The organism is Porphyrobacter sp. MBR-49 (assembly GCF_053628655.1).
Genome location: NZ_JBRJGU010000001.1, coordinates 292,033 through 317,982 on the forward strand (window position 1 = coordinate 292,033; position 25,950 = coordinate 317,982).

General features: G+C 62.2%; 31 protein-coding genes. 15 read left to right on the forward strand and 16 right to left on the reverse strand.

Features of this window, described 5'->3' with window-relative positions; all coding sequences use genetic code 11:
• Positions 1 to 6: 6 nt before the first annotated feature.
• Both rsmG and mnmG read right to left on the reverse strand, forming a co-directional pair.
• Entirely contained in the window at positions 7 to 633 is a 627-nt protein-coding gene (gene rsmG / locus ACSSV3_RS01345; RefSeq protein ID WP_354326024.1) for a 16S rRNA (guanine(527)-N(7))-methyltransferase RsmG, read from the reverse strand.
• Positions 630 to 2,492, reverse strand: coding sequence for a tRNA uridine-5-carboxymethylaminomethyl(34) synthesis enzyme MnmG (gene mnmG / locus ACSSV3_RS01350; protein ID WP_354326023.1), 1,863 nt, complete (start codon positions 2,490 to 2,492; stop codon positions 630 to 632). Before mnmG ends, rsmG begins: the two co-directional genes overlap by 4 nt.
• A 213-nt stretch (positions 2,493 to 2,705) precedes the next feature.
• Between mnmG and ACSSV3_RS01355 the strand changes: the two genes are divergently transcribed.
• Positions 2,706 to 3,680 (forward strand): hypothetical protein, encoded by a 975-nt coding sequence (locus ACSSV3_RS01355; protein ID WP_354326021.1) that lies wholly within the window; start codon positions 2,706 to 2,708, stop codon positions 3,678 to 3,680.
• 87 nt (positions 3,681 to 3,767) lie between these two features.
• Here the strand turns inward: ACSSV3_RS01355 and mnmE are convergent, their stop codons facing one another.
• Together mnmE and ACSSV3_RS01365 are read right to left on the reverse strand one after the other, a co-directional pair.
• A complete protein-coding gene (mnmE, locus tag ACSSV3_RS01360; RefSeq protein WP_354326019.1) occupies positions 3,768 to 5,063 on the reverse strand; it encodes a tRNA uridine-5-carboxymethylaminomethyl(34) synthesis GTPase MnmE in 1,296 nt (431 codons plus the stop codon).
• 10 nt (positions 5,064 to 5,073) lie between these two features.
• Positions 5,074 to 5,349, reverse strand: coding sequence for a DUF6489 family protein (locus tag ACSSV3_RS01365; RefSeq protein ID WP_354326018.1), 276 nt, complete (start codon positions 5,347 to 5,349; stop codon positions 5,074 to 5,076).
• A 106-nt stretch (positions 5,350 to 5,455) separates the two neighbouring features.
• Between ACSSV3_RS01365 and ACSSV3_RS01370 the strand changes: the two genes are divergently transcribed.
• Both ACSSV3_RS01370 and ACSSV3_RS01375 read left to right on the forward strand, forming a co-directional pair.
• Positions 5,456 to 6,154, forward strand: a complete 699-nt coding sequence (locus tag ACSSV3_RS01370) for a dienelactone hydrolase family protein (RefSeq protein WP_354326017.1) — start codon at positions 5,456 to 5,458, stop codon at positions 6,152 to 6,154.
• On the forward strand, positions 6,151 to 6,546 hold the full coding sequence (locus tag ACSSV3_RS01375; protein ID WP_354326015.1) for a nuclear transport factor 2 family protein: 396 nt from the start codon (positions 6,151 to 6,153) through the stop codon (positions 6,544 to 6,546). The genes ACSSV3_RS01370 and ACSSV3_RS01375 overlap by 4 nt, the downstream gene beginning before the upstream one ends.
• Here the strand turns inward: ACSSV3_RS01375 and ACSSV3_RS01380 are convergent.
• The 4 genes from ACSSV3_RS01380 to hemE form a co-directional block, all read right to left on the reverse strand.
• Positions 6,543 to 7,064, reverse strand: a complete 522-nt coding sequence (locus tag ACSSV3_RS01380) for an AAA family ATPase (protein ID WP_354326013.1) — start codon at positions 7,062 to 7,064, stop codon at positions 6,543 to 6,545. The genes ACSSV3_RS01375 and ACSSV3_RS01380 overlap by 4 nt on opposite strands.
• Positions 7,065 to 7,084: 20 nt before the next feature.
• On the reverse strand, positions 7,085 to 8,350 hold the full coding sequence (gene rho / locus ACSSV3_RS01385) for a transcription termination factor Rho (RefSeq protein WP_354326012.1): 1,266 nt from the start codon (positions 8,348 to 8,350) through the stop codon (positions 7,085 to 7,087).
• 207 nt (positions 8,351 to 8,557) lie between these two features.
• Positions 8,558 to 9,001, reverse strand: a complete 444-nt coding sequence (locus ACSSV3_RS01390; RefSeq protein ID WP_354326011.1) for a CopD family protein — start codon at positions 8,999 to 9,001, stop codon at positions 8,558 to 8,560.
• Between the two features lie 3 nt (positions 9,002 to 9,004).
• Positions 9,005 to 10,033, reverse strand: a complete 1,029-nt coding sequence (gene hemE / locus ACSSV3_RS01395) for a uroporphyrinogen decarboxylase (RefSeq protein ID WP_354326009.1) — start codon at positions 10,031 to 10,033, stop codon at positions 9,005 to 9,007.
• A 333-nt stretch (positions 10,034 to 10,366) separates the two neighbouring features.
• Here hemE and ACSSV3_RS01400 point away from each other — a divergent pair, with 333 nt between their 5' ends.
• The 10 genes from ACSSV3_RS01400 to ACSSV3_RS01445 all read left to right on the forward strand — a co-directional run bounded on the left by ACSSV3_RS01400 (position 10,367) and on the right by ACSSV3_RS01445 (position 16,932).
• On the forward strand, positions 10,367 to 11,212 hold the full coding sequence (locus ACSSV3_RS01400; protein ID WP_354326007.1) for a pyruvate, water dikinase regulatory protein: 846 nt from the start codon (positions 10,367 to 10,369) through the stop codon (positions 11,210 to 11,212).
• Positions 11,209 to 11,808, forward strand: a complete 600-nt coding sequence (locus tag ACSSV3_RS01405) for a Maf family protein (protein WP_354326006.1) — start codon at positions 11,209 to 11,211, stop codon at positions 11,806 to 11,808. Before ACSSV3_RS01400 ends, ACSSV3_RS01405 begins: the two co-directional genes overlap by 4 nt.
• Positions 11,805 to 12,662: a shikimate dehydrogenase family protein gene (locus ACSSV3_RS01410; protein WP_354326005.1), complete on the forward strand. Its 858-nt coding sequence runs from the start codon at positions 11,805 to 11,807 to the stop codon at positions 12,660 to 12,662. The genes ACSSV3_RS01405 and ACSSV3_RS01410 overlap by 4 nt, the downstream gene beginning before the upstream one ends.
• Entirely contained in the window at positions 12,659 to 13,243 is a 585-nt protein-coding gene (coaE, locus tag ACSSV3_RS01415; RefSeq protein WP_354326004.1) for a dephospho-CoA kinase, read from the forward strand. The genes ACSSV3_RS01410 and coaE overlap by 4 nt, the downstream gene beginning before the upstream one ends.
• Before the next feature lie 49 nt (positions 13,244 to 13,292).
• Positions 13,293 to 14,009 carry a DNA polymerase III subunit epsilon gene (gene dnaQ, locus ACSSV3_RS01420; protein WP_354326003.1) on the forward strand — a complete coding sequence of 239 codons (717 nt, stop codon included), beginning with the start codon at positions 13,293 to 13,295 and terminating at the stop codon, positions 14,007 to 14,009.
• A 63-nt stretch (positions 14,010 to 14,072) separates the two neighbouring features.
• Entirely contained in the window at positions 14,073 to 14,639 is a 567-nt protein-coding gene (hpf, locus tag ACSSV3_RS01425) for a ribosome hibernation-promoting factor, HPF/YfiA family (RefSeq protein WP_354326002.1), read from the forward strand.
• 129 nt (positions 14,640 to 14,768) lie between these two features.
• Positions 14,769 to 15,230, forward strand: a complete 462-nt coding sequence (locus tag ACSSV3_RS01430; protein WP_354326000.1) for a PTS sugar transporter subunit IIA — start codon at positions 14,769 to 14,771, stop codon at positions 15,228 to 15,230.
• Positions 15,231 to 15,246: 16 nt separating this feature from the next.
• Positions 15,247 to 15,753, forward strand: a complete 507-nt coding sequence (locus ACSSV3_RS01435) for a PaaI family thioesterase (protein ID WP_354325998.1) — start codon at positions 15,247 to 15,249, stop codon at positions 15,751 to 15,753.
• Positions 15,750 to 16,085 (forward strand): DUF1491 family protein, encoded by a 336-nt coding sequence (locus ACSSV3_RS01440; protein WP_354325997.1) that lies wholly within the window; start codon positions 15,750 to 15,752, stop codon positions 16,083 to 16,085. Before ACSSV3_RS01435 ends, ACSSV3_RS01440 begins: the two co-directional genes overlap by 4 nt.
• A 196-nt stretch (positions 16,086 to 16,281) precedes the next feature.
• Positions 16,282 to 16,932 carry a cell wall hydrolase gene (locus ACSSV3_RS01445; protein ID WP_354325996.1) on the forward strand — a complete coding sequence of 217 codons (651 nt, stop codon included), beginning with the start codon at positions 16,282 to 16,284 and terminating at the stop codon, positions 16,930 to 16,932.
• A gap of 18 nt (positions 16,933 to 16,950) precedes the next feature.
• Here ACSSV3_RS01445 and xth read toward each other — a convergent pair whose 3' ends face one another.
• From xth to ACSSV3_RS01460, 3 genes are read right to left on the reverse strand one after another with little or no spacing between them, the layout of a single operon-like run.
• Positions 16,951 to 17,748 (reverse strand): exodeoxyribonuclease III, encoded by a 798-nt coding sequence (xth, locus tag ACSSV3_RS01450; RefSeq protein ID WP_354325994.1) that lies wholly within the window; start codon positions 17,746 to 17,748, stop codon positions 16,951 to 16,953.
• A 38-nt stretch (positions 17,749 to 17,786) separates the two neighbouring features.
• A complete protein-coding gene (erpA, locus tag ACSSV3_RS01455; protein WP_354325992.1) occupies positions 17,787 to 18,119 on the reverse strand; it encodes an iron-sulfur cluster insertion protein ErpA in 333 nt (110 codons plus the stop codon).
• Positions 18,120 to 18,158: 39 nt separating this feature from the next.
• Positions 18,159 to 18,590 (reverse strand): CBS domain-containing protein, encoded by a 432-nt coding sequence (locus tag ACSSV3_RS01460; protein ID WP_354325990.1) that lies wholly within the window; start codon positions 18,588 to 18,590, stop codon positions 18,159 to 18,161.
• Positions 18,591 to 18,736: 146 nt separating this feature from the next.
• On the opposite strand from ACSSV3_RS01460, the gene ACSSV3_RS01465 reads away from it, so the two are divergent.
• Positions 18,737 to 19,048: a hypothetical protein gene (locus ACSSV3_RS01465; protein ID WP_354325988.1), complete on the forward strand. Its 312-nt coding sequence runs from the start codon at positions 18,737 to 18,739 to the stop codon at positions 19,046 to 19,048.
• Here the strand turns inward: ACSSV3_RS01465 and ACSSV3_RS01470 are convergent.
• From ACSSV3_RS01470 to ACSSV3_RS01490, 5 genes are read right to left on the reverse strand one after another with little or no spacing between them, the layout of a single operon-like run.
• Complete coding sequence (locus ACSSV3_RS01470; RefSeq protein WP_354325986.1) at positions 19,045 to 19,458, reverse strand: (2Fe-2S) ferredoxin domain-containing protein; 414 nt, start codon at positions 19,456 to 19,458, stop codon at positions 19,045 to 19,047. The two genes, ACSSV3_RS01465 and ACSSV3_RS01470, sit on opposite strands and share 4 nt — an antisense overlap.
• Positions 19,455 to 21,596 carry a S9 family peptidase gene (locus ACSSV3_RS01475; RefSeq protein WP_354325985.1) on the reverse strand — a complete coding sequence of 714 codons (2,142 nt, stop codon included), beginning with the start codon at positions 21,594 to 21,596 and terminating at the stop codon, positions 19,455 to 19,457. Before ACSSV3_RS01475 ends, ACSSV3_RS01470 begins: the two co-directional genes overlap by 4 nt.
• Before the next feature lie 40 nt (positions 21,597 to 21,636).
• Positions 21,637 to 22,125, reverse strand: a complete 489-nt coding sequence (locus ACSSV3_RS01480; RefSeq protein ID WP_354326105.1) for a DUF2497 domain-containing protein — start codon at positions 22,123 to 22,125, stop codon at positions 21,637 to 21,639.
• A gap of 49 nt (positions 22,126 to 22,174) precedes the next feature.
• Complete coding sequence (locus ACSSV3_RS01485) at positions 22,175 to 23,644, reverse strand: TolC family outer membrane protein (protein WP_354325983.1); 1,470 nt, start codon at positions 23,642 to 23,644, stop codon at positions 22,175 to 22,177.
• A gap of 5 nt (positions 23,645 to 23,649) precedes the next feature.
• A complete protein-coding gene (locus ACSSV3_RS01490) occupies positions 23,650 to 24,261 on the reverse strand; it encodes a protein-L-isoaspartate O-methyltransferase family protein (protein WP_354325981.1) in 612 nt (203 codons plus the stop codon).
• Between the two features lie 198 nt (positions 24,262 to 24,459).
• On the opposite strand from ACSSV3_RS01490, the gene fumC reads away from it, so the two are divergent.
• Positions 24,460 to 25,875: a class II fumarate hydratase gene (gene fumC, locus ACSSV3_RS01495; protein ID WP_354325980.1), complete on the forward strand. Its 1,416-nt coding sequence runs from the start codon at positions 24,460 to 24,462 to the stop codon at positions 25,873 to 25,875.
• The last annotated feature ends 75 nt before the right edge of the window (positions 25,876 to 25,950 follow it).

Genomic DNA, 25,950 nt, shown 5'->3' on the forward strand with positions numbered 1-25,950 from the left:
CGCGTGTCAGGCCTTCACGATGATCCCGGCCTCGGGATCGGTCAAGGAATGTTTCACGTGAAACATTGCTCGAATCGCTGGTTTCAACGCTTCCAATTCCTGCGCCGCTGATCGCCCTTTGGGCAAGACATAGCGGGTGGCGCTTGTGGAGAAGGGTGCGGATAAGGTCAGCAGCTTGGGCAGCGGAGCAAAGGCGCGTGCCGAAATGGCGCGGGCGGGAAATGGTGCAACCCGTTCCAGCCGTTGCGCTTCCACCCGGCATTTGGGCAGATCGAGCGCGGCGATGCAGCGGCTCAGAAACTCCGCCCGTCGGCTACGCGATTCGACCAGTACCACCGGCATATTGGGATGAAGCGCGGCGATCACCAGCCCCGGAAACCCCGGCCCGCTCCCCAGATCGAGCCACGCCCCGCCGGCATTCGCCCCGAATGTTTCACGTGAAACATTTTCGATGAGCTGCGCCGAATCCGCAATGTGGCGCTGCCAGATGTGCGGTTCGGTGGGTTTGGCGATCAGATTCTGGCGCTGGTTTTCCTCAAGCACCAGCGCGGCAAAGGTCTCGATCCGCGCCAATCCCTCGGCATCGGTCAATCCCGCCACATAGGCGCGGGCTTCGGCTTCGTTGCTGATCACGCCGCGCGGCTCCCGTTGGCGATCCGCCGCGCGTGCACCAGCAAGGCTGACAGCGCCGCCGGGGTGACGCCCGCCACCCGCCCCGCCGCCGCCAGCGTTCCCGGCGCGGCCTTGGTCAAGCGCTCGATCATCTCGTTCGACAGGCCGGGAACCGCGCCATAGGGAAAATCCGGGGTCAGCGGCAGCGCCTCGCTCGCGCGCAGGTCGCGCAATTCGCTGTCCTGCCGCGTCAGGTAAGGCGCATAGGCGGCATCCTCGGCCATTTCTGCGGCCAGCAGCGGATCGCGCGCGGTCGCATCGCCGAGCCAGGGGGCCAGCGCATCGAGCGTCACCCCATCGTAGCGCAGCCATTCAGCAATCGGCTTTTCACCGACATCGCGCCGCACCGGCAGGCCCGCATCGGCGAGGTCACGCGCGTGGACGGGATGCGAATGTTTCACGTGAAACATTTTGCGGGTGTCTTCGCGCCGTTCCCACCACGCGCGGCGAGCCTCTCCCACGCAGCCTGCGGCTATCCCCAACCCGGTCAGCCGCGTCGCCGCATTATTGGCGCGCAGACGCAGCCGGTATTCGGCGCGCGCGGTCAGCATCCGATAGGGTTCGGACACCCCCTGCAAGGTCAGATCATCGACCATCACCGCGATATAGGAATTGGCGCGGTCGAGCGCGGGCGCGGCTGTGCCGAGCGCCGCTGCCGCCGCCTCCAGCCCCGCGACCAGCCCCTGCGCGGCGGCTTCCTCGTATCCGGTGGTGCCATTGATCTGCCCGGCGCAATAGAGGCCGGGGATCGCGCGCAGCTGCAAATCAGGGGTCAGCGCGCGCGGATCAATGTGATCATATTCGACCGCATAACCCGGCTGCACAATCTGCGCGCGCGCGCAGCCCGGCATGGTGCGCACCACCACTTCCTGCACATCGGTGGGCAGCGAAGTGCTGATCCCGTTGGGATAGACCAGATGCGTGGTCAGCCCCTCCGGCTCAAGGAACACCTGATGCCCGCCGCGATCACCAAAGCGGTGGATCTTGTCCTCGATTGACGGGCAGTAACGCGGGCCTGCCGCCGCAATCGCGCCCGAAAACAGCGGTGAACGGTGGAGATTGGCACGGATCGCGTCGTGCCCCGCCTGCGTTGTGCGGGTGATCGCGCAGAAAATCTGCGGGTTGAGCCGCCGCAGGGTGAGCGGCGACATCGTCCACGCCTCCCCGTCGGAGGGCTGTTCTTCCAGCGCCGCCCAATCGATGGTGCGCCCGTCGATACGCGGCGGCGTGCCGGTCTTGAGCCGCGCCATCGGCAGTTCAGCACCGCGCAGCTGCCCGGCCAGACGCTTCGCGGCGTTTTCCCCGATGCGCCCGCCCTCAAACCGTTCCTCGCCCCGGAACAGCACCCCGCCGAGGAAGGTGCCGGTGCACAGCACGATACGTTCCACGTGAAACACTGTGCCGTCAGCCAGTTCCAGCCCGGCGACTCTGCCGCCTGTCAGAATGAGCGCCGCCGCCTCGCCCTCGATCAGCGTCAGGTTCTCCTGTGCGCGGACGATCTGCTGCACCGCTGCCTTGAACCGCACCCGGTCAGCCTGCACGCGCGGCCCCCACACCGCGCTGCCTTTCGAGCGGTTGAGCATCCGGTAATGGATCGCGCCTGCGTCCGCCGCGCGGCCAATCACGCCGTCAAGCGCATCGACTTCGCGCACCAGATGGCCCTTGCCCAAGCCGCCGATGGCTGGATTGCAGCTCATCGCGCCGATGGCATCGAGGTCAAAACTCACCAACGCCGCGCGCGCACCCATCCGCGCCGCACCACAGGCAGCCTCAACCCCGGCGTGACCGCCGCCGATGACGATGACATCAAAGGAATGCATGATGCGCGCGATAGGACGCGGGCGGCGAATCGTCAAAGCGGATTTGAGTGAGGCGCTGAGGGGTGAGATAGGTTTCAAATGGGCTACCAATGTTTCACGTGAAACATTTTGCGCGAGTTTGTGGTGTTGCTCTCGATCAAGGACTTGTGGACTCTGGCCCAAATATCAGAATAAGCTCAGCAAGGGCAAACTTTCAACGGTGATCTTCTTTCAATGTCTGACAGCAATCGAGGCTTCAAAGACACGCCTTTAGGCCAAGGGTTTGCTGTAATTGCCGCGATCATTCTGTGCTGTCTGATCGTCGGAATTTTGTCGTTCTCATGGGGGCGCGCGAGCGAACGCGATAGCGAGAGAGCTATTGAATACCAGAAATATGCCGATCATCGGCAGAGCATCTTTTGTGCCGGACTCGAAGGCAACCTTCTCGCTCAATGCCGCATAGAGCAAGAGCAGATTACCAAAAGCGTCTACCAATCCGAGCGCGATCTGGAAGCCCAAAGAGATATGTCACTCTGGGCGCTTGCAGTGTTCATAATAAGCGCGCTCACGGCTTTCCTTACACTTTGGGCGCTCGTTTATGTTCGCGGAACTCTGGTTGCAACTCGGGAGGCACTAGAAGATACTGGTCAAGCCACTCGAGCGATGATTAGACAAAACGAAATTTCTGAGAGATCGCAGCGGCCATGGCTCGCTATTCGCTGTATTCCCGCGAAATTAAGTGTGAAGCGTGTTGGCGGCGCAGCCTCTGTTAGTGTTAAAATAGACATTATAACTGCCAATCTTGGGGTCATGCCTGCTGTTTATTACCAATTAAGGTTTAAACTTATTTGGTCTAAACAAGGCGATTTCGCAGATATTGAGAGGGCGTTAAAGAAATTTGATCCGGGAACATCCAAAACTCGCAAAACCGTGATACCTAAAGATGAGGTGTTATTTTCCTATTGGTCGAATGCATTGTTGTCAGAAAGTGCATTCAACTCACACGGTGAAGTTTATGGTATATTTGTTGTTAGCGCCTTTTATAAAATAGATTCTACTTCGACAGAATGGTGCCGAACCGATAGCGCTTACATCATTGGTTGGCGTTCTAATGGAGAAGTTAATTCTAGGATCCGAGCTATAGACGCCAATTTCAGGGCCGACAATTTGGTTCTTGAGACTATGCTTAGTTCGACGCTCGCTGACTAAGGTCAGGCAACCACTAGGATGATTTAGGTTTCAAATCCAATACCAATGTTTCACGTGAAACATTTTGCGCGGGTTTGTGCTGCCGCCTTACTTCCCGATGCAGAACCGTCCAAACAGCGTGTCGAGCATGTCTTCGGTGGTGGCGCGTCCGATCAGGCGGTCGAAGGCGAGCCGGGCGCGGCGTAGTTCTTCGGCGACCAGCAGCGGGTCGGCCAGGCTGCGCGCCGCCGTCAAAGCCTCCGCCGCCTCGGTCAGCCGCGCGTGCTGGCGGGCATTGAGTGCCGCCTCCCCCGGCTTGGGCAGGCGTGCGCGGGCGGCATCGACCAGTGCCAGCTGGAGATTGCTCAGCCCCGCTCCCGTCACCGCCGACACCGTAAACCGCGCTGCCGGTTTAGGCACAAACCCCTCGCGGTCAGCCTGCGCGGCGATTTCCCATGCGCCCGCTGGCGCTTCGCCTTGCGCGCCGAGCCACAGCACCAGATCAGCCCGCGCCAATTCGCCGCGCGCGCGGCCAATTCCGATCGCCTCGATCTGGTCGGCGCTTGCTGCCTCCTCGACCCCCCGTAGCCCGGCCGTATCGACAAAGGTGAACGCCGCCCCGCCAATCGCGACCGAGCGTTCGATCACGTCGCGGGTGGTCCCGGCAATCGATGAGGTGATCGCCGCCTCGCTCTCGATCAGAGCGTTGAACAGGGTCGATTTGCCCGCATTGGGCGGCCCGGCAAGCACCACGCGGAACCCCTCCCCCAGCCGTTCGGAACGCGGGCGGGTGAGCCAATCGGCCAGTTCCTGCGCCAGCGCGCCGATGTTCCACGTGAAACATTCGGGCAGGCCAGCGGCGTCTTCCTCATCGGAGAAATCGAGCACAGCCTCAACCTCGGCGGACAGCACCAGCACCCGTGACCGCCAATCCTCGACCTGCCGCGACAAAGCGCCCCCGGCATTGGCAAGCGCGGCGGCGCGTTGCCACTCGGTTTCGGCAGAGAGCAGATCGGCCAGCCCTTCCGCCTCGGCCAGGTCGATCCGGCCATTGGCAAAGGCACGGCGGGTAAACTCGCCCGGCTCGGCTCGGCGCAGGCCGGGGAGCGCCGCCAGCGCTGCCTCCACCGCCGCAATCACCGCCCGCCCGCCGTGGCAATGGAGCTCGGCCAGATCCTCACCCGTCGCGGTATTCGGCCCCGGAAACCACAGCACCAGCGCCTGATCAAGCATCGTCCCCGCGCCATCGCGCAGGCGTGCCAGCGAAGCCCGGCGCGGCTGCGGCAGCCGCCCTGCCAGCGCCGTCAGCGCAGCGCCCGCCTGCGGCCCGGACACCCGCACCACGCCGATGGCCGAAGGCGCAGCGCCGCTCGAAAGCGCAAAGATGGTGGAACCAGCGGTCATGCAGGGGGAATTATTCGGAACCCTTCGGCCCATCACTCCCGCGACCACCAGCGCCGCTTGCGGCCTTCATCCCGCTTTCGACAAAGCTTTGAAACAGCTTCAGCCCGACCTGCCCCATCGGTGCCAGAGCGGAGGCATATTCCTGTAATTGTTCAGGATTTGACACGCCTTTCATCGCCTTGGTGATGTTGTCGATATAGACATTATTGGCCGCGCTGACATCGGGCAGGCCCAGGAAGCTGCGCGCTTCTTCGGGGGTGCATTCGATTTCGACATTGATCTTCATGGGGTCGCGTCTCCTGTCCCGCTCGCTCCTCCCTTATTTGGGCTTGGCAAGCGGGCAAGGCAATAGATAGGGTTGCTGCGCCGCATCAACCAGAGAGAGACCCGCAATGACCCTGAATGCCAGAATCCCGACATTGGAAGGTGACGCGCAGTTCGGCGCCTATATCGCCCGCCCCCAAGGCACACCCAAGGCGGCGATTATCGTCATTCAGGAGATTTTCGGGGTGAACCCCGGCATCCGCCAAAAATGCGACAAGCTGGCGGCGGAAGGCTATATCGCGCTCGCCCCCGACCTGTTCTGGCGCTTGCAACCCGAAATCTCGCTCGATCCCGATGTCGAAAGCGAGTTTACGACCGCGCTCGATCTGATGGGCAAGTTCAATCAGGACGCAGGGATCCGCGATATTCAGGCGGCGATTGATTACCTGCGCGGTTCTGAGGGCACCGCCAAAGTCGGCTGCGTTGGATACTGCCTTGGTGGGCGGCTCGCTTACATGACCGCCGCGCGCACCAGCATCGACGCGAGCGTGGGCTATTACGGGGTCGGGATCGATGGCCTGCTGGGCGAGAAGGAGGCGATTGCTAACCCGCTGCTGCTTCACATCCCCACCAATGACGGGTTTGTTCCACGTGAAACACAGGCCGCGATGCACGCCGGGCTGGACGATCATCCGCGCGTGACACTGTTCGATTATGATGGCCTCGACCACGGATTCGCCACCGAACACGGCAAACGCCGCCATGAAGAGGCCGCGACCCTTGCTGATAGCCGCACCGCCGCGTTCTTTGCGGAAGCTCTGGCATGAGCGGCGATAATCTCGCGCGCTGGCACGCCTATATCGACAGCGGGAGCGATCCTGACGCGCTGTCGGCGCTGCTCGCCGATGATGCGGTGTTCCATTCGCCGGTAGTGCACACTCCGCAGGTGGGTAAGCCCGTGGTGATGGCCTATCTCGTCGCGGCCAGCCACGTGCTGGGGAACGCAAGTTTCCGCTATGTCCGCGAGCTGGTCGACGGGGACGAAATGATGCTCGAATTCGTTACCGAATTAAACGGTGTCACGGTCAACGGGGTTGATATCATCCGCTGGAACGCAGACGGGAGGGTCAGCGATTTCAAGGTGATGGTGCGCCCCTTGAAAGCGATCAACGCGGTGTGGGAGATGATGGCCGCGCAGCTTGCAGCGGCGAAGGGTTAGAGCCGGTCCCGCAGAAATGCGAGCCTGTCAGAAACACTGGCAAGCGGCAAGTCTTCGACACCATACCCGTAATGTCGCCACGCAGCCGTAACCGCCCGGTCGCTCTCTGCCGCCTGATCCCAATCCTGCGTTCTTTCGGAATCCGAACGATAAATCTCGCGCCATGCCGGAGCCCTTAATACCGGGCCGTGATAGCGCACCATCCGGCAGACCCTATCAATTTCATTCGGCACTGCGAGGCCGGATACCTCCAGAAAGCCCACCACATCAGGAAAGCCCCGGTCGAATACCACTGGGGCCTGAACCTCCTGAAATCGTTCATATTCAGCAAGATGCGCGGACAGCATCGCATCGGCAAAGCCGAGCGGGTCATTTGCCCGCAGCGCCATTCCACCGGGTTGCTTGAGCAGTGCGCGGGCAACTTCAGGCGAAGTGGTTAAGCCCGCCCGCTCTGCTTCAAGAAGCAGTGCGGTTTTCCCCGCACCCGGCCCGCCCGTCAGAACCACGTGCCGAACCATGGCCCGCCCCCGCCGCAGTTTTACTGGTTCATGGTGTCGAAGAAATCGTCGTTTGTCTTGGAATCCTTCATCTTGTCGAGCAGGAATTCCATCGCGTCGACAGTGCCCATCTGCATCAGGATGCGGCGCAGCACCCACATCTTGGACATCTTGTCCTTGTCCACCAGCAGTTCTTCCTTGCGGGTGCCGGATTTGCCGACATCCAGCGCCGGGAAGATGCGCTTGTCCGAAACCTTGCGGTCGAGCACAATTTCGCTGTTGCCGGTGCCCTTGAACTCTTCGAAGATCACTTCGTCCATGCGGCTGCCGGTATCGATCAGCGCGGTGGCGATGATCGATAGGCTGCCGCCTTCCTCGATATTGCGCGCCGCGCCAAAGAACCGCTTGGGCCGTTGCAATGCATTGGCATCGACACCGCCGGTCAGCACCTTGCCCGATGATGGCACCACGGTGTTGTAAGCACGGCCCAGACGCGTGATCGAATCGAGCAGGATCACCACATCCTTCTTGTGTTCAACCAGTCGCTTGGCCTTTTCGATCACCATTTCAGCCACCTGTACGTGGCGATTGGCGGGTTCATCGAAGGTCGAGGAGATCACCTCACCCTTTACCGAACGCTGCATATCGGTGACTTCTTCGGGCCGTTCATCGACCAGCAGCACGATCAGGAACACTTCGGGGTGATTATCGGTGATCGCCTTGGCGATGTTCTGCAACAGCACGGTTTTCCCGGTGCGCGGCGGGGCGACGATCAGTGCGCGCTGCCCCTTGCCCTGCGGCGCGATGATGTCGATCACCCGCGCGCTCTTGTCCTTGACCGTCGGATCAAGGCTGTCGAGCGTCAACTTCTGTTCGGGGTAAAGCGGGGTGAGATTGTCGAAATTGGTGCGCAGTCGTACCGCGTCAGGATCGTCAAAATTGACCTTGGCAAGGCTGGTGAGCGCAAAATAGCGTTCGCCATCGCGCGGGGCGCGGATTTCGCCTTCGACGGTATCGCCCGTCCGCAGGCCCCATTTGCGCACCTGGTTGGGCGAGACGTAGATATCATCCGGCCCGGCGAGGTAATTCGCCTCGGGCGAGCGCAGGAAGCCGAAACCGTCCTGCAGCACCTCAATCGTGCCGATGCCCATGATCTTGTCGTCATATTCCTCATCCTCGGCCAGTTCGCGCAGGATACTGAACAGCAGATCCTGACGGCGCATGGTCGAGGCGCCTTCAACGCCCAGTTCTTCGGCCATCGCGACCAGTTCGGCCGGGGTCTTTCGCTTGAGGTCTTTGAGATGCATTGTAATTTTCCGAAAGCAGGAGTGGCCGGATGGTCAGTACCTCCGCAGGGCGAAGGCGTCTTGCGTCGTGCCGTGATGGCTTGCAAGACTGGGCTTGGAGAAAGCAGACCTGACGGAGCGGGTATCGCCCCGGTTACCGGTAAGGTGAAAGCGAAATAGGAGCGCCAGCGCGCAAGGTCAATCGCGAAAAATGCGCGCTTTGCAGGGTCAGAACGGTCGCACGTAAACCAGCACCGCGATCAGCACCAGCAGCAACCCTGGCACTTCACCAATCATGCGCAAGCGGGCTTCTGTCAGTGGACGTTGCCCCAGCGCCATCATTTTGGTCTGCCCCACCAGCCAGCCGTGATAGCCGGTCAGCAGCAACACCAGCAGCAGCTTGGCATGGAGCCATCCGAACGCGAAATGGCCGCCTGCATAGGCCATGCTCAACCCCAGCACCCAAACGATGATCAAGCTGGGGGTGAGGATGATTTTGCGCAGCTTGCCCATCCGGGTCGCCCACTTGGCCTCCCCTTCGGATCCCGGCGCGTGATCGAGCATGTAAATGCACTGGCGCGGCAGCATGAACAGCCCCGCCAGCCAGAACACCATGAAAATCACGTGCCCGGCCTTGAGGAAGGGGTAAATCGATAGCAGCACGCTTTGCATGGGTTAGCTCCTCACCTCGCCTCTCAGGGCGGCAAGCAATTGTTCGACGTGGGCGATCGGAGTGAATTGCCCGATCCCGTGGCCAAGGTTGAAGATGTGCGGGCGATCCTCAAATGCCGCGATGATCGTACGCACCCGCTGCGCCACAGCCGGGCCGCCAGCTTCGAGCAGCAACGGGTCAAGATTGCCCTGCACTGGCATGCCCGCAGGCAAGCTGGCGTGCGCCCAAGCGGGATCGAGGGTTTCGTCCAGACCCACAGCGTCCACACCCGTTTCGCGGGCATAGGCTGGCAATTTCGCGCCAGCACCCTTGGGAAATCCGATCACCGGGGTGCCGGGGTGCGATTGCTTGAGCTGCGCGGTGATTGCGGCATTGGGCGCGATCACCCACTTTTCAAACTGATCGGGGGCAAGGCTGCCCGCCCAGCTATCGAACAGCTGCACCGCTTCGGCCCCAGCATCGATCTGGCCGCGCAGATAGGTGACTGACACCGCGATAATCGCATCGATGATCGCCTGCAGATGCGCCGGATCACGGTAAGCCAGCAGCCGTGCGGCGCCTTGATCCTTCGACCCTTCGCCAGCGATCATGTAGGTCGCGACTGTCCACGGGCTGCCCGCAAAGCCAAGCATGGTAACATCCGGCCCGATCATCGCGCGGGTGCGGCGCACGGTTTCATACACCGGATCGAACCGTTCAAACGCCGGAGTGAATGAGTCTAGCCCCGCTTCGAGCAGCGTCGGCGCCAGATGCGGCCCTTCGCCAGCGGCAAAGGTCAGCCCCTGCCCCATGGCGTGCGGCACAATCAGGATATCGGAAAACAGGATCGCGCCATCAAACCCGAACCGCCGGATCGGCTGCACGGTGATTTCAGCCGCCGCTTCGCTGTCGTAAACCAGTTCGAGAAACCCGCCCTTTTCCGCTCGAAGTTCCCGATATTCAGGTAGATAGCGCCCGGCCTGACGCATCAGCCAGACGGGGGCAACGTCCTGACGGACACCTTTGAGCGTATCGAGCAATGGACCAGGCATAGGGTTCCTTTAAACAAAACAAATCAATTTATAAAAGGATTGATGGAGGTTGTTGGCCCTGTGGAAACCGGGAATTACCAGCCCTTTTGTGCTTACCCCCAGCAGGCATCAACCCAATTACCCCTTGCCGAATCCGCAGAGATGAGACGTCAAGCAGCCTTTATCCCCACACTTGCCAGCCTGTTCACAACACTTGTCCCATGTCGACAAACACCCCGACAAAAAGCCTGCTAGTGGGCAGGAAAATTGCTCCCCCGCTTGTTAGCCTTCCCCTCCCGTGGTTTATGCCATGGTCTATCCACAGCCCCTGACTGCCTGCGAGCGCGAATCGTCATGAACCGACTCAATCTGCATCTGGTATCGGATTCAACCGGTGAAACGCTGGAAATGATTGCCAAGGCGGCGCTGGCGCAGTTCGATGATCCGATGGTCAATCGCCATTTCTGGCCAATGGTGCGCTCGCTCCAGCATCTTGACCGGATCGTCCCCGATCTTGCCGCGCATCCCGGTCTGGTGCTGTTTACGCTGGTCAATCCTGAAACCCGCAAGCGGCTGGAGGAGCATTGCCGCCATCTGGGCCTGCCCGCGGTGCCGGTGCTCGATCAGGTGACCGCCGCGCTCGAAGCGCAGTTGGGACAGGAAGCCCATGGCCGTCCGGGCCGCCAGCACATGATGGATGAAACCTATTTCAAGCGGGTTGAGGCGATCCAGTTCACCATCGCGCATGATGATGGCCTGGCGCATGAGGATTGGGAGCAAGCCGATATCCTGCTGGTGGGCGTCTCGCGTTCCTCCAAGACCCCGACCAGCATCTATCTCGCCAATCGCGGGTACAAGGTCGCCAATATCCCGCTGGTGGTGGAAAGCCCGCCGCCTTCAGAACTCTACCGGCTGCGGCACCCCTTGGTGGTGGGGTTGACGACCTCGCCCGAACGGCTGGTGCAGATCCGTCGCAACCGGCTGTTATCGCTGAACGAGGCGACCGAGACGGCTTATGTTGATAATGACCGGGTGAAAGCCGAGCTGCAATTTGCCCGGCGGATGTTTGGCGATAATGGCTGGCCGGTGATCGACGTTACCCGCCGCTCGATCGAGGAAACCGCGGCCGCGATCATCCGGTTGGCGCAGGAACGCGGGCGCAAGCCTGCCAGCGAAGGCGGGGTGGGCCAACCGATATGAGCGATCCGGCACGCCTGATCCTCGCTAGCAAATCCGCCTCGCGCCGGGCGATGCTCGATGCGGCGGGGGTGGCGTATGAGGCAGTCCCTGCCGATCTCGATGAGCGCGGCGTTGAGGCGGGGCTGGCGGGCGCCACCCCCGGCGAAGTGGCAGAGGCGCTGAGTGTTGCCAAGGCGGCGGCTGTCGCTGCGCAGCATCCCGGCACGTTGGTGCTGGGGAGCGATTCGCTGGTGGTGGCAGGGGGCCGCCGGTTTGATAAGCCGCGTTCGGTTGAAGAAGCCGCTGAACATCTGCGGTTCTTTTCGGGGCGGGTGATGGAATTGCACAGCGCGGCTGCCTTGGTGCGCGATGGGGGGTGCGAATGGAGCCATGCGAGCATCGCACGGCTGCATGTGCGCGCATTGTCAGAGGATTTCATCGCGTATTATCTCAGCCTCGAATGGCCCGCGATTCGCCACACCGTCGGAGCCTTTCGGATTGAAGGGCCGGGAGTGCAATTGTTCGACAGCATCGAGGGCGATCAGTTCACCGTGCTCGGCATGCCGCTGCTGCCGCTGCTGGGCGCGCTGCGCGAGGCGGGGGTGCTGCTGGCATGACCCGCGCATATGCAGAGGTGATCGGCGATCCGATTGCGCAGTCGAAATCGCCCGCGATCCACAATTTCTGGCTCGGCAAGCTGGGGATCGATGCTGAATACCGCGCCTGCCACGTGCGGCCTGGGGAGCTGGCGGATTACTTCGCCGCGCGTCAGGGGGATCCGTTGTGGCGCGGGTGCAATGTCACCATGCCGCACAAACAGGCGGTGATGCCGCTGCTTTACAGTGTGGAGCCGCCTGCCGATGCGATTGGCGCGGTCAACACCATTCTACCGCTGGGCAAGAGCGGTCTAACGGGCACCAACACCGATGCAGCAGGGTTTCTCGAACCCCTCGCCGCCGATCTGGCGCAGACGCATTATTTCCGCATGGCGCGGATCATCGGCACCGGCGGCGCGGCGCGGGCGATCATCACCGCGCTGGCGGGCCACGGGTTCACGCTGGTGGTGGCCGGGCGCGATCCGGATAAGGCGCGCGCGCTGCTCGATGAACTCGCGCCCAAGGGGGAGCATCACGCCATCGACATCGCCCACTTTACCGACCCGACCGATTTCGCCTTTGACGATCGTGAGGCCTGCCTTGATCTGGTGATCAATGCCTCATCCTTGGGAATGCAGGGGCAACCCCCGCTCGCCTTCGACTGGAGCCATGCCCCGCCGGGCAGCATTGCCTATGACATCGTCACCGCGCCGCTCGATACCGCGTTACTGCAAGGCGCGCGGGCGAAGGGCCATCGCACCATTGACGGGCTGTCGATGCTGATTGGTCAGGCGGCGGCCGCGTTCGAACGCTTCTTCGGCGAAGCGCCCCCGCGTGAACACGACGCCGAATTGCGCCGGATCCTTACCCAATGAACCGCCCGAAAATCATCGGCCTCACCGGATCAATCGGGATGGGCAAATCGACCGTCGCCGCGATGTTTGCAGACGCAGGAATCCCCGTGTTTGACGCCGATGCCGAAGTGCGCGCGATGCAGGGGCGCGGCGGCGAACTGGTCCCCGCCATCGAAGCCGCCTTCCCCGGATCGACCGGGCCGGACGGGGTCGATCGTGACCGGCTTGGCCATCAGGTGTTTGCTGACAAGGATGCGCTCGCGCGATTGGAAGCCATCGTCCACCCGGCGGTGGCGGAGCGGCGCGCAGCGTTTCTCGAACAGCATCACGATAAGCCCGCCGTGGTGTTTGACATCCCGCTCTTGTTCGAACGCGGCGGGCATGAGGCGGTGGACATCATCGTCGTCGTGTCCGCGCCGGAGGATGTGCAGCGCGCCCGCGTGCTTGCCCGCCCCGGCATGACCAAGCAGAAATTCGATCACATTTTCAACCTGCAACTGCATGATACGCACAAGCGCACGCGCGCCGATCACGTAATCGATACCGGCACCACGCCCGAAAACACCCGCGCGCAGGTGACGGCTCTGATTGCGTCACTTTGATTGCAAGCACCCCTTGCAACCGGCGCGGCATGGGAGGATAGTGCCGCCAATGCGGGAAATCATTTTCGACACCGAAACCACCGGACTCGACCCCAAGACCGGGGATCGCATGGTGGAAATCGGCTGCATCGAAATGGTTGGCCGGGTCGAAACCGGCAGCACCTTTCACGCCTTCTTTAACCCTGATCGCGATATGCCGCCGGAGGCAGAGCGGGTTCACGGCCTCAGCGCCGCATTCCTCGCAACCAAGCCGCGCTTTGCCGAAGTAGCGGACGAATTGCTTGCCTTTCTGGGTGATGCGCCGCTGGTGGCGCATAATGCCGGGTTCGATTTCGGGTTCCTCAACAACGAGCTTGAAATCACTGGTCGCGCCCCGATCAGCCTTGAACGCATGATCGACACCGTGGCGATCGCGCGCAAGCGGCACCCGGGTGCTAAATTGTCACTCGATGCGCTGTGCACGCGTTACGGGATTGATCGCAGCCACCGGGTCAAACACGGCGCGCTGCTCGATGCCGAATTGCTCGCGCAGGTCTATGTTGAATTGAATGGCGGGCGGCAGATCGGGCTGGGCCTGACGGGCAGCGAAAACCGCGCGGGGCCTGCCGCCACCAATACCCCCAATGCGCCCCCCAATGCATCATGGCATCGCCCGACCAGCGACCGCCCTCGGCGCGAACCTCGCCCCCATGTTGCCAGCCCGGAGGAGCTGGAACGCCACCGCGCCTTCATTGCCGGAATCGACAAGGCGATCTGGACGCGCTGATCGGCGCGTGCGGGCCGCGATAGTTTACAGTAACCGCATCACAAACGGGAGGTCTACACGACCATGGATATTCGGATTTCAGGCCACCAGATGGAAACCGGCACCGCGTTGCAGGAACACGCGGCTGAACGGTTGGGCGCAATCGTCGAGAAATATTTCGACCGCGCGCTATCCTCCCACATCACCTTTGGCAAAGCCCCCGCCGGAGCCTTTACCTGCGATATCGTCACCCATGTGATGCAGGGCCTGATCCTGAAAGCACAAGGATCAGCGCCCGATGCGCATATCGCGCTGGATGATGCCGTGGCCAAGATCGACAAGCAGCTGCGCCGCTACAAGCGCCGCCTGACCGATCGCCACGAACAGACCAGCTATTCGCGCGCCGAAGATGACGCCGCCTATACCATCTTCGCGGTTGAGGAGGATGTCGAGGATGAGGTTACTGCCGATGCCCCGCTGGTGATTGCTGAAACCCGGGTCGACATCCCCACCGCCAGCGTTGCCGACGCGGTGATGATGATGGATTTGCGCCATACCCCCGCGCTGTTTTTCAAAAATGCTGGCACCGGGCGGCATAATATGGTTTACCGCCGCGCCGATGGCTCGATCGGATGGGTTGAGCCGAAATAGCAGTGCGATACGCGCTTGCCGTAAGGGAAAAGGCGATTTTCCAACTGCGCAGGCGGCGGTAGCAGGAGCGCCTGCGCTGCGGCGGATATTCGCTACTTGCAGGCACTTTCAATCGGGATTCGCAACAACATGGACGTCAATCTGGCTCTTTCACCGCAAGCGATTGCGTTTGCTCGGCTTGATAGCAAGCCCAAGGTGCTTTCGAAGATCGCGCATCTGCTCGCCGACGCCTACGGGCTCGATGTGGGCGAAGTGCTCGAAGGCCTCGAAGCGCGTGAGGCACTTGGCAGCACCGGCTTCGGGCGCGGTGTGGCGATCCCGCATTGCCGCAGCAAGACTATCCGCCGCCCGTCACTGGCGCTGATCCGGCTGGAGGCGCCGATCGATTACGCTGCTGCCGATGCGCTTCCGGTTGCCCTGGTGTGCGGCCTTGTCTCGCCCGAGAATGCCGGGGCTACGCATCTGCACGCGCTGGCGGCGATTTCGCGGCTGACACGCGATGAAACGATGCTGCAGATGATGGCCGATGCGCCCACGACCGAAGCGGTCTATGCGCTGCTGACCAACCAATTCCTGCGCGATGCCGCCTGATCCGATAGAACACGTGATGCCCGAACGTCCCGACCAACCTCTCACGACTGGGCCGGACACGGGGGCTCAGCAGCATTACCGGGCGCTTGAACGGCTTTATGCCTCGGCCCCGATCAACCGCAAGTTTGCTTCATCACTGCACATTCCGGGTGAGGGATTGTCGCAGTTGCGCTTTACCGTGACGCCTGAAGATTACCACGCGGCGGGGGCGGCGCACGGGACGATCTATTTCAAGATGCTCGATGATGCGGCCTTCTATGCCGCAAACACGCTGGCGACCGACCGATTTTTGCTGACCACCAGCTTCAACCTCCACTTTACCAAGCCGGTGCGCGTCGGGACGGTGATCGCCGAAGGGCGCTGGGTTACGGGCAAGCGGCGGGTATTCGTGGCCGAAGCGCGGCTGGTGGACGGGGAGGGCGATGAAATCGGGCGCGGCACGGGCACCTTCATGCGTTCGCGCATGGCCTTGTCGAGCCTGCCCGGCTACGCGGCGGATGGGGCTGCCGGGGCCATGGAATGAGCGCCCGGCTGCCCGCCCATCTTGAGGCCAGTGCGATTATCCGGCTTGCCGAATCGCAAGGCGGCTATGCCACGGTGCTCGCCAAGGGTGAACGTGATGCCGGCACGATCCTGATTGTAACCCTGTGTCGCGGTGCTGGGGCAGTGCTTTACGAAAGAATGCCGGGGCTGGACGATTCACGTTCTTTTGTTGCGACGAAACGAGAAAACGCTGAAAACAAGCGAGAATTTTCCGACTATCTTGATCGCAGGCGACAACAAGATGACGATTTGTGGTTAATCGAGGTTAATATCGCTGATCCTGAACGCTTCATCGCGAATTTGCCCGATTAACTTGACCCCTGACCCTTTGAGCCTATTTGCCGCCGCACTTCCCAGCGCAGGCTGATGGGGCGGCATTTCGGCTGTCCGGTCAGCACGCAGACGGGGGGCGGCCGGCAGGCTTTTTCGAACCCACCACAATCAGCGATGATTGAAGCAAGGTTCCCGCCTGCGTCGGAGCGCGCTCACCGCCCAATTTGTAGTTTGCATGACTCGCAAGAGTGTTTCAATTATCGCGATTGCCGCTGTGGCGGTTGCAACCTCGATGTTTCCGAGCGGCAATGACGCCCTCGCGCTGGCCCAGTCGGCCAATAACCAGTTCACACCAACCCCAGTGGTTGACGCTGTCGAGCTGGTGCCAGACCAACCCATCACCTTTGTTTCGCAGGAAGTGGTCCAGCCACTTTCCGCCGCGCCTGCCCAGGCCGTGCTGACCGAAGCCGGTTCGCTCGCTGATCTGGTTGGCATGGTTGATGCCGACACCGCTTTGACCGAAGAGATGCGCTGCCTCGCCGGCGCGGTCTATTTCGAAGCGCGCGGTGAACCCCTGGCCGGGCAATTGGCGGTGGCGCAGGTGATCATCAACCGTTCCGAAGACAACCGCTTCCCGCGCAGCTATTGCGGCGTGGTGGCGCAGCCGGGGCAGTTTTCCTTCATGCGCGGTAGCCGGATGCCTGCGATCCGCACCGGAACCACGGCATGGTCACGCGCGGTGGCGATTGCTGAAATCGCCGACAAGGGCCTGTGGGAATCCGAAGCGGGCGACGCGGTGTTCTTCCACGCCAAATATGTCCGCCCCAGCTGGAGCCACCGCAAGACGCGGTTGGCGCAGATCGACACGCATATTTTCTATCGGTGAGATAGTAGGTTGCGGGGCTTAATCCCCCCGCAACTTTACCCAAACAGGCGCATGATCGCTGGCTTTTTCGCGGCCGCGGTGATCCTTGTCGACGCCGACGGCCTCCAGCCGGTCGGCGCATTCGGGTGACAGCAGGATGTGATCGATGCGGAAGCCGTGGTCGCGTTGCCACGCGCCCGCCTGATAATCCCAATAGGTCCACACCCCGCCGCGCGGGTTCAGTGTGCGCACCGCATCGCACCAGCCATCGCCAAGCATCCGCGCATAGGCAGCACGCGATTCAGGCTGCATCAACGCATCGTCCTGCATCGCCTTGACCGACCAAGTGTCATTGTCTTCCGGAATGACGTTGAAATCGCCCGTCACCACGGCGGGCACTTCCTCGGCCCAGATCGCGGCCATGCGCGCGCGCAGGGCTTCCATCCATGCCAGCTTGTAATCGAATTTCGGCCCCGGATGCGGGTTGCCGTTGGGCAGATAGAGACAGGCGATGCGCACTCCGCTGACATCGGCTTCAAGATAGCGCGCCTGTTCGCCCTCGCCGTCTTTGGGGCCATCAACTCCCAGACCGCGTTGCACTTCGGTGATTGTGTATCCGGCCTGCGCATCCACCAGAATCGCGACCCCGTTGAAGGCTTTCTGCCCGTGCCAGATCGCTGTGTAACCCAGCGCCTCGATCTCGGCGGCGGGGACGCCTTCGTCCTGCGATTTGATTTCCTGCAGGCAGGCAACGCTGGGGCGCGTTTCGGCGAGCCATTCGGTAAGACGCGGCAGCCGCGCCTTGATCCCGTTGATGTTGTAGGTGGCGATTTTCATGCGGGCCGTGATGCCCCAAAGCTGCGCGCGGGTCTAACTCAAATCCCGAAACTCGAACCGCACCCGCACCCGGCAGCGGCCTGCGGGTTTTCAACCTTGAATGCTGCGCCGCCGAGCGATTCGACGAAATCGACCACGCTGCCAGCGATCAAATCAAGGCTCATGGGGTCAACCACCAGCTGCACCCCGTCGGTTTCGCTCACGCTGTCGTCGCTGTCGGGCGCATCGGCGAGGTCGAATTTGTATTGAAAGCCCGAACACCCCCCGCCTTCGACCGATAGCCGCAGGATCGCCGGGCGTGATTGCTTGTCAGCGATCCACGCGATCCGCTTGGCGGCGGCGGGGGTGAGGGTTAGCGGCTGTGCGGTCATGACAGTGATCTAAGGTGCGCAGGCTGGTTCCTCAAGCCTTCACGCCGATTGAATATAGGTGCGCAGCGCCTCGGCTTCGTGTTGCACTTCGTCGATCTTGTGCTTCACAAGGTCGCCGATCGAGATGAAGCCAACCAGTGCGCCAGCTTCGACCACCGGGAAATGCCTAAACCGGCGACGGGTCATCATCGCCAGCGCATCGTCTATAGTCGTCGCAGGTTCGACCGTGATAGCGGGCGAGGTCATGATTTTTTCAACCGGCAGCCCAAGGCACGCGTCGCCGTGTTCGGCGAGGCGATAGATCACGTCGCGTTCGGACACGATGCCCGCCACCTTGCCATCGCGCAGCACCGGCAGTGCGCCGATCCGCCGGGTGGCAAGGATTTCGACTGCTTCGGCCACCAAGGTGGACACGTCGCAGGCAATAATGTCGGAAGATGCGCGTTGGGCAATGATTCTGGCGATAGTCATGGACCGATTCCCTCCCTCTCACCTGTGAAAGTGCCATGTTTGCCGCGAAAAGGCGAATCTGCGCAGGCGGGGCGTTGCACGACATGAACCGCCGGTTGCGTGCTTTCGCGTTGCATTGCGGCAAAGTGCGCGCCATGTCGCAGGCCATGACCCGCAAATCTCCGCTTGATGACCCTGTGAACGCCGCCCATGCTTGGGCACGTTATCGCCAGATCATGAAGTGGCTGATGGCCGCCACCACGTTAACCGTGGGGATCGCGATAGCCATTCTGTTTGCGTATAACGGAATGATTTCCGTGCATTTTTACATTGCTGTGGCGATGGGGATCAGCCTGACGATGCTGCTGGGCGGCGCATTGATGGGGCTGGTGTTCCTGTCCAACGGCACCGGGCATGACGAATCGGTCGATAATAAGCTGCCTTCGTCCGACGAATTCTGGTCGCCCAAGGATGATTAGGAAGGCGGCAGCAGCCTAAACTCTTCCACCGGCACGCCGCCGACAAGATGTTCCTCGATGATCCGGTCGAGCGCTGCCGGGCTGCATGAATGATACCACACCCCGTCAGGCCACACGACCGCAACCGGGCCCGCGGCGCAGATTTGCAGGCAATCGACCTTGCTGCGCTGCACCCCACCGCCCGGCCCGCGCGGGCTGTCATCGCCCCGTTTCGGGCCGACGAGGCCGCGCTCCTTCAGCCGAGCTTTCAGGAACTGCCAGCTTTCCTCGCCTGCTTCGCGCGAACAGCAGTTCTGCTTGTCCGATAGCGCGCACAGCATGATGTGGCGGGTGATGGCGGTGCCCTTGGCCGGGTCGCCGTAATGCTTGGCCAGCGATGTCTGGGCGGACAGCAGTTCCTTGCGGTTCATTCGTCCGCCTCAGGCTCCGTCTGCAACCAGCGATTCAACCACGCGAATACGGTATTGTGCCATTGCAGCGAGTTTTTGGGGCTGAGCACCCAGTGGTTTTCATCCGGGAACACCAGCAATTGCGACGGAATCCCGCGCTCCTGCAAGGCGGTGAAGCTTTGCAGCCCTTGAGTGTAAGGCACACGGAAATCCTGCTCACCCGTCACCACCAGCATCGGGGTTTGCCACTTGTCGACGTGGTTTGCCGGGTTCCACTTTTCGTAAACATCGCGCGCCTGTTCATAGGAGCCGCCGAAATCCCAGCGCGGGAACCACAATTCCTCGGTGGAATAGTAGAAACTGCGCATATCGAACAGGCCATCATGCTGGACGAGGCACTTGAACCGCTCGGGCCATTGACCGGCGATCCAGTTGACCATGTATCCGCCGTAACTCGCCCCCATGGCGCAGGCGCGGGTGCCGTCGATCTGCGGGTCGAGCGCCAATGCGGCGCCAAGGCCTTTTTGCAGGTCTTCCAGCGGTTTGCCGCCCCAATCGCGGTTGATCGCATCGGTAAAGGCCTGCCCGTATCCGGTGCTGCCGTGAAAATCGACCGAGATCACCGCATAGCCTTGGCTGGCGACCACGCGCGGGTTCCAGCGGGTTGACCAGCCATCGTTGAAGCTGCCCTGCGGCCCGCCGTGGATATAAAGAATCACCGGGATCGGCCCGTCCTGATCGGCCAGCCGCGTGATCTGCCCCCACACCGTATCGCCGCCAGCGCCCGCAAAGCTGAACCGGCGGGTGACGATACTGGCCATCCCGCCCATCCGGGTGGTGGCCACATCGGTCAGCGGGCGGGCCTGCGCCATTCCGTCCGACAGGTAGAGTTCCGCCGGATTGCCCAGCGAATCACGGGTGAACAATATCCGCCCGCCGGGCAGCGGGGTGAGGTTGGCGATATGCGCCTCGTTCCCCGCCATCAGATTAAGCTCGGTCACCGAGCCTGTGTTTGGATCAATGCGGAAGGCCGGGGTATCAAGCACCTTTTGCGCGGTGGCGATCAGCGTCTTGCCATCCGCGCTCCACGTCAGTGAGCCAAAGCTGAGGTCGGTCTTCGCGGTCAGATTGCGCAGCTTTCCGGTCTTGAGATCGAGCAACTGCACCGCCAGCTTGTCCGCCTCATAGGTCGGGCGTTCCATTGCCAGCCATGCGAGGTAGCGACCATCGGGCGATGGGGCGGGGGTGGTGTCGGTTGCGGCATTGCCTGCGGTGAGCAGGATCGGGGCGGCACCCGACAGGTCGGATATGTAGATATCGAGATTGGTCGACGTCGGTTCGGCCCCATCAGCCACCCGCGCGGTGAAATAGAGCGCGCTGCCATCGGGCGCAAAGGCGATTTCTTCGCCGCCGCCGAACGGCATGGTCGGGGTGTCGGCAGTGAGGCCGGTGGCGGGATCGCGCCCGTCAACCGGCGCGCCGTCACCCACCGCTTTGCCGCCTTCGATCGGGAAGACGAACACGCGGTTGTGGACGCCGGGAGTCTCCCACTGATCCCAGTGGCGCACAAATCCATCTGCGCCATCATACAGGCGTCCGGTTCCGGGGCCGGGCAGGTGTTTTGGCTTGGCATCCGGGCAGCCGAACTGCGGACAATCGCGCGGGATTGCGGCCCACATCGCGATGGCCTTGCCGTTGGGGGCGAGTTTGAACCCGGCGATGTCAGCGCCGGGGAAATCCGCCACCACTTGCGCCGCGCTGCTGCGGCCATCCTTGCCAATGGCGATGCGCCACACGCGGCTGCGCGCTTCGGCCCCATCTTGCGGGGCTGCGCTGCTGAGGAAATAGAGCTGCCCGTCCGGCCCAAACGCGGGGGACGAGGCTTTCAGCCCGAAATCGAGCGCGACCGGTGCAGCCCCCGGTGTGCCGAGATCCAGAAGAAAAAACGCAGTGCTGCGCGCCAGGCTTTCCGGATCGGTGGTGGTCACGCCATAAACCGCCAGCGTGCCCGCCGCGTTCACCGTGGGCGCGCCCAGACGCGGCATGGTGACAAGGTCATGCGCGCTCATCGGAGCGGCAGGCTGCCCGTCTTGTGCAGCAAGCGGCGAGGCGATCAGCGCGGCGGCGATCAACGCGCCGGCTACAGTAAAATGTCTCATGAGCGCGGGATTAGCCCGCCACGCCGCGCGGCGCCAGAACTTACGGACGTTTGCCGACGATCCGGGCGATTTCCGCCTGCACCAGCTTTTCTACCATCGCGGGCAGGTTCGCCTCCAGCCATTCGGCCAGCATCGGGCGCAGCAATTCGCGGGTCAACCCTTCCAAGGAGGTTTCGCCCGACCGGACGATCTGCGGCCGCGCGCCCGGTTCGGCCAGCATCGCCAGCGCGGCAAGGTTTTCCTGCATCGCGTCACGCACTGTTGACGCGATCAGAGGTGCATCTTCGGTTTCGCCAGTGGTTTTCGCCGCTGCTTCGGGCAGGCACTCCATCTCCGCCAGATCGAGCACTTCGTCCTCGTCGCGCACGATGTGTGGGCGCTCCGATTCGGTGCTTTCAGCCGCAGCCTGATCAGATTCATGTTCAAGCCGGCGGCGTGCTTCGATCGCTCCGGTGCGATTGTCGCGTGCGATCACTTTCTTGATCGATTCGAGGATTTCCTCGACCGAAGCTTCGCCATCTTGCGCCATCATATGCCCCATTTCCACGCGCCCGACCTGTCCCGAATCGGGAAAGCAATCACTCGCCGGGCAGCAATTGCGGCCCGATCATTGCGTCAGCGGCAGGAATGTCAACGGTGCTGGTCGATTTCGCTCTCGGTTCGGGGTCACGATCCCAATCCCAGTACTTGGTATTCACCCGCTTGGCGTTGATCGTGGGGTCATACATCACGCCGCTGGTATCAAGGTTGAGATCGCGCGCTTCGGCGCGGCCCATCAGCGCCAGCAGATTGAACCCGGCGACATAGGCATTGCGCCGCGCGGTCACCAATTGCGCGCGCGCGTTGAGCAATTCCTGTTCGGCATTGAGCACATCAAGGATAGTGCGATTGCCAATCGAATTTTCCGCGCGCACGCCTTCGAGGCTGAGTTCAGCGGCGTCGACCGCGGCCTGAGAGCTGCGGATCACGGCGTTGGCCGCCTGCCAGTTGGAAAAGGTGGAACGGGCTTCGGCAATGACCTGCCGTTCTGATGCGATCACGTCTTCCAGCGCGGCGGATTCGCGTGCTCCGGCCTGGCGTTGGCGCGCGGCGGGCAGCCCGCCCTGAAACACCGGGATGGTCAGCCGCACCCCGGCATTGGCGGTTGTTTCATTTTGCAGAAAATTGGCAGCGACTGGCCCGCCCAAGGTTCCGAAAAAATTGGTGTAATCGACGTTTGCGAACATGCTGATGGTGGGCAGGCGGCCAGCGCCAGCCACCTTGGTATCGAACCCGGCGGCTTCGGCGCGCTGTTTGGCGGCGATCAGGTTGGGGTTGTTTTCGAGCGCGGTGACGATTGCCTCACCCACCGCGTCGGGCAGGCCGGGCAGTGGCGGCGGGGCCTCCAGCTCGCCCGGCGCGCGGCCAACCAGCCGCGCATAGGTTTCGCGCGCGGAAATCAGGTTGGCTTCGGCTTGTTGAAAATCGCCTTCGGCCACCGCCAACCGCGAACGCGACTGTGCGACATCGGTGATGGTGACGTCACCAATCTGGAACCGATCACTTGTGGCTTCAAGATTGGTGCGCAGCACCGCAACATTATTGGCGGAGAGCGCGGCCAGCGCCTCGGTCCGCAGTACATCCATATAGGCCGCGACCACCTGGCTGAAGACGGTCGCCTCGGTATTGCGCAGATCGGCCTGCCCGGCGTCGATCCGCTGTTTGGCGGCGTTGATGCCGTTGCGGATTGCGCCGCCAGAATAGACCGGAACCAAAAGCTGGGCATTGACACCAAGGTTCCGTTCGGGCGCGGTAAAGGAGTTGGCTGATCGGCGGACAAACTCAATATGGGTGGCCGTGAGGTCGGCAGATGGCAGCCCCTGCGCACGCTGGATTGGCACACCTTCATCGGTAGCGCGTAGATTGGCGCGGGCGCTTTCGAGTGTCGGGTTGTTATCATAGGCCGCCGCCAGCGCATCGCGCAAAGTATCGGCCTGCGCGGGCGCGGCCAGACCGGTTAGTGCCAGCAGGCTTGCCGACCCGGTCAGCCGCAGCAGAACGGCAGTCATTTCGGTCACGCGAAGGTCCAACCCTTGGGCGCAGCAAAGGCGCGCAGCACCGGAATGCCGAGATCCTCGATCGGTTGAAGGTTGACCCGCCCCCCGACCTTGCGGCCCGACGCCAGCCGCGTAACCTGCCGCAGCACAAGGCCGGTGACGATGCGGCCATTTTCGGCCAGCAGCGCCGCCAGCGTATCGGGCAATTGTTCAATTGCGCCATCGATCACGATCAGCGAATAGGTGCCCCCAACCCCGGTGGCAGCCGCGTTGGTCGCGGCGTCGGCGGCGCTGATGGCGGTCAATTCCGCTACCAACGGGCGCAGCAGCGTGGGCAGGTAGTCGGTGCCGCCGTCCACCACCAGCACCCGGTCATCGCGCGCAGGCGCGGCTTCGACCAGCAGTTTGCCATAAAACAGCGGCGCAGCAAGGTGCCCGCCTTCGCCAAGCGCCACGGCCCGGTCAATATAGGCTACCGATGCCTTGTCGGCTGGCAGGAAGTCTTCACGCGGGACAGCCAGCATCCGCGCCAGCACATATTCCTCGTTGACGCCGCTGGTGCGCAGCTGGCTGTCAATCATCGCCCGACGCGCGGTCGCGCTTGGCGCATGGTGTAAGGTGGTGGTCATGTCGCTCATCTTTACTCCGGCAAGCTGTATTATACGCACAACACAGTCCGTCAAGCCTTGCTGCGGCCGATTATATTCTGACGCGCCTTTAGACTTGCCGCGCCAGTGTTCCAAGGCCTTTGACCTCGCAAGCGGACAGTGCTTAGGGGAGCGCGCAGACCTTCGGGACTGTATTCGACTTAAGCAGGGATGGCTTCGATGAGTGACATGACGAGCAGAGACGACAATGTGCGGATCGAAACCGATTCGCTGGGCGAAGTAGCGGTCCCGGCGCATGTTCACTGGGGCGCGCAGACCCAGCGCAGTATCGTCAACTTCCCCATCGGCGGCGAACGGATGCCGCCGGCCTTGGTCCGCGCGCTCGGCCTGCAAAAACTCTCGGCGGCCAAGGCCAATATGGCGCTTGGCGTGCTCGATACCCGGCTTGGCGAAGCGATTGTCGCCGCAGCGCGCGAAGTGATTGATGGGACGCTGGCTGATCAGTTCCCGCTGGTGGTGTGGCAGACCGGATCGGGCACCCAGTCGAACATGAACGCCAACGAAGTGATCGCCAGCCGCGCCAATCAGATACTTACCGGCAAAATGGGGGGCAAGGATCCGGTGCACCCCAATGATCACTGCAACATGGGCCAGTCGTCGAACGACACCTTTCCCACCGCGATGCATATCGCTGCGGCGAGCGAGGCGATCGAACACCTGATCCCGGCGCTAAAGAAGCTGCACGGTGCGCTTGACGCCAAGGCCAAGGCCTTCGCCGATATCGTCAAGATCGGCCGCACGCACTTGCAGGATGCCACTCCGATGACGCTGGGGCAGGAATTTTCCGGTTATGCCAAGCAGATCGAATACGGCATCGCCCGCGTCGAAGCGACATTGCCGCGCGTGCTCGAACTGGCGCAGGGCGGAACGGCGGTGGGCACCGGGATCAACGCCAAGGTTGGCTTTGCCGAAGAGTTTGCCGCTCAGGTCGCGGCTGAAACCGGCCATCCGTTCGTCACCGCCCCCAACAAGTTTGAAGCCTTGGCCGCGCATGATGCGATGGTGGAGATTTCGGGCGCGCTCAATGTGCTTGCGGTCAGCCTGATGAAAATTGCCAATGACATCCGCCTGCTCGGCTCCGGCCCGCGTTCGGGCCTTGGCGAACTCAGCCTGCCCGCCAATGAACCGGGGTCGTCAATCATGCCGGGCAAGGTCAACCCGACCCAGTGCGAAGCGATGACGATGGTGGCTGCGCAGGTGATCGGCAACCATATGACGGTGACGGTGGCGGGCACGCACGGGCACCTGGAACTCAACGTGTTCAAGCCGGTGATGATCTACAACGTGCTGCAATCGATCAAGCTGCTGGGCGATGCGAGCCACGCCTTCACCGATAATTGCGTTGTCGGGATCGAAGCGAACGAGGATCGGATCAACCAGTTGCTCAATGAAAGCCTGATGCTGGTGACCGCGCTCAACCCGCATATCGGTTATGACAACGCAGCCAAAATCGCCAAGAAAGCCCACGCCGAAGGCACCACACTGAAGGCGGCGGCGCTGGCGCTGGGGCTGCTGACCGAAGAACAATTCGCGCAATGGGTGGTGCCGGCGGAGATGATTCGCCCTCGGGCGTGACCGGCGCGCATCCATTCGACCAAGGCCTGACCCCGCCCGACGACAAGCGCCGCGCATAGTGGCGCTTGCCGTTCG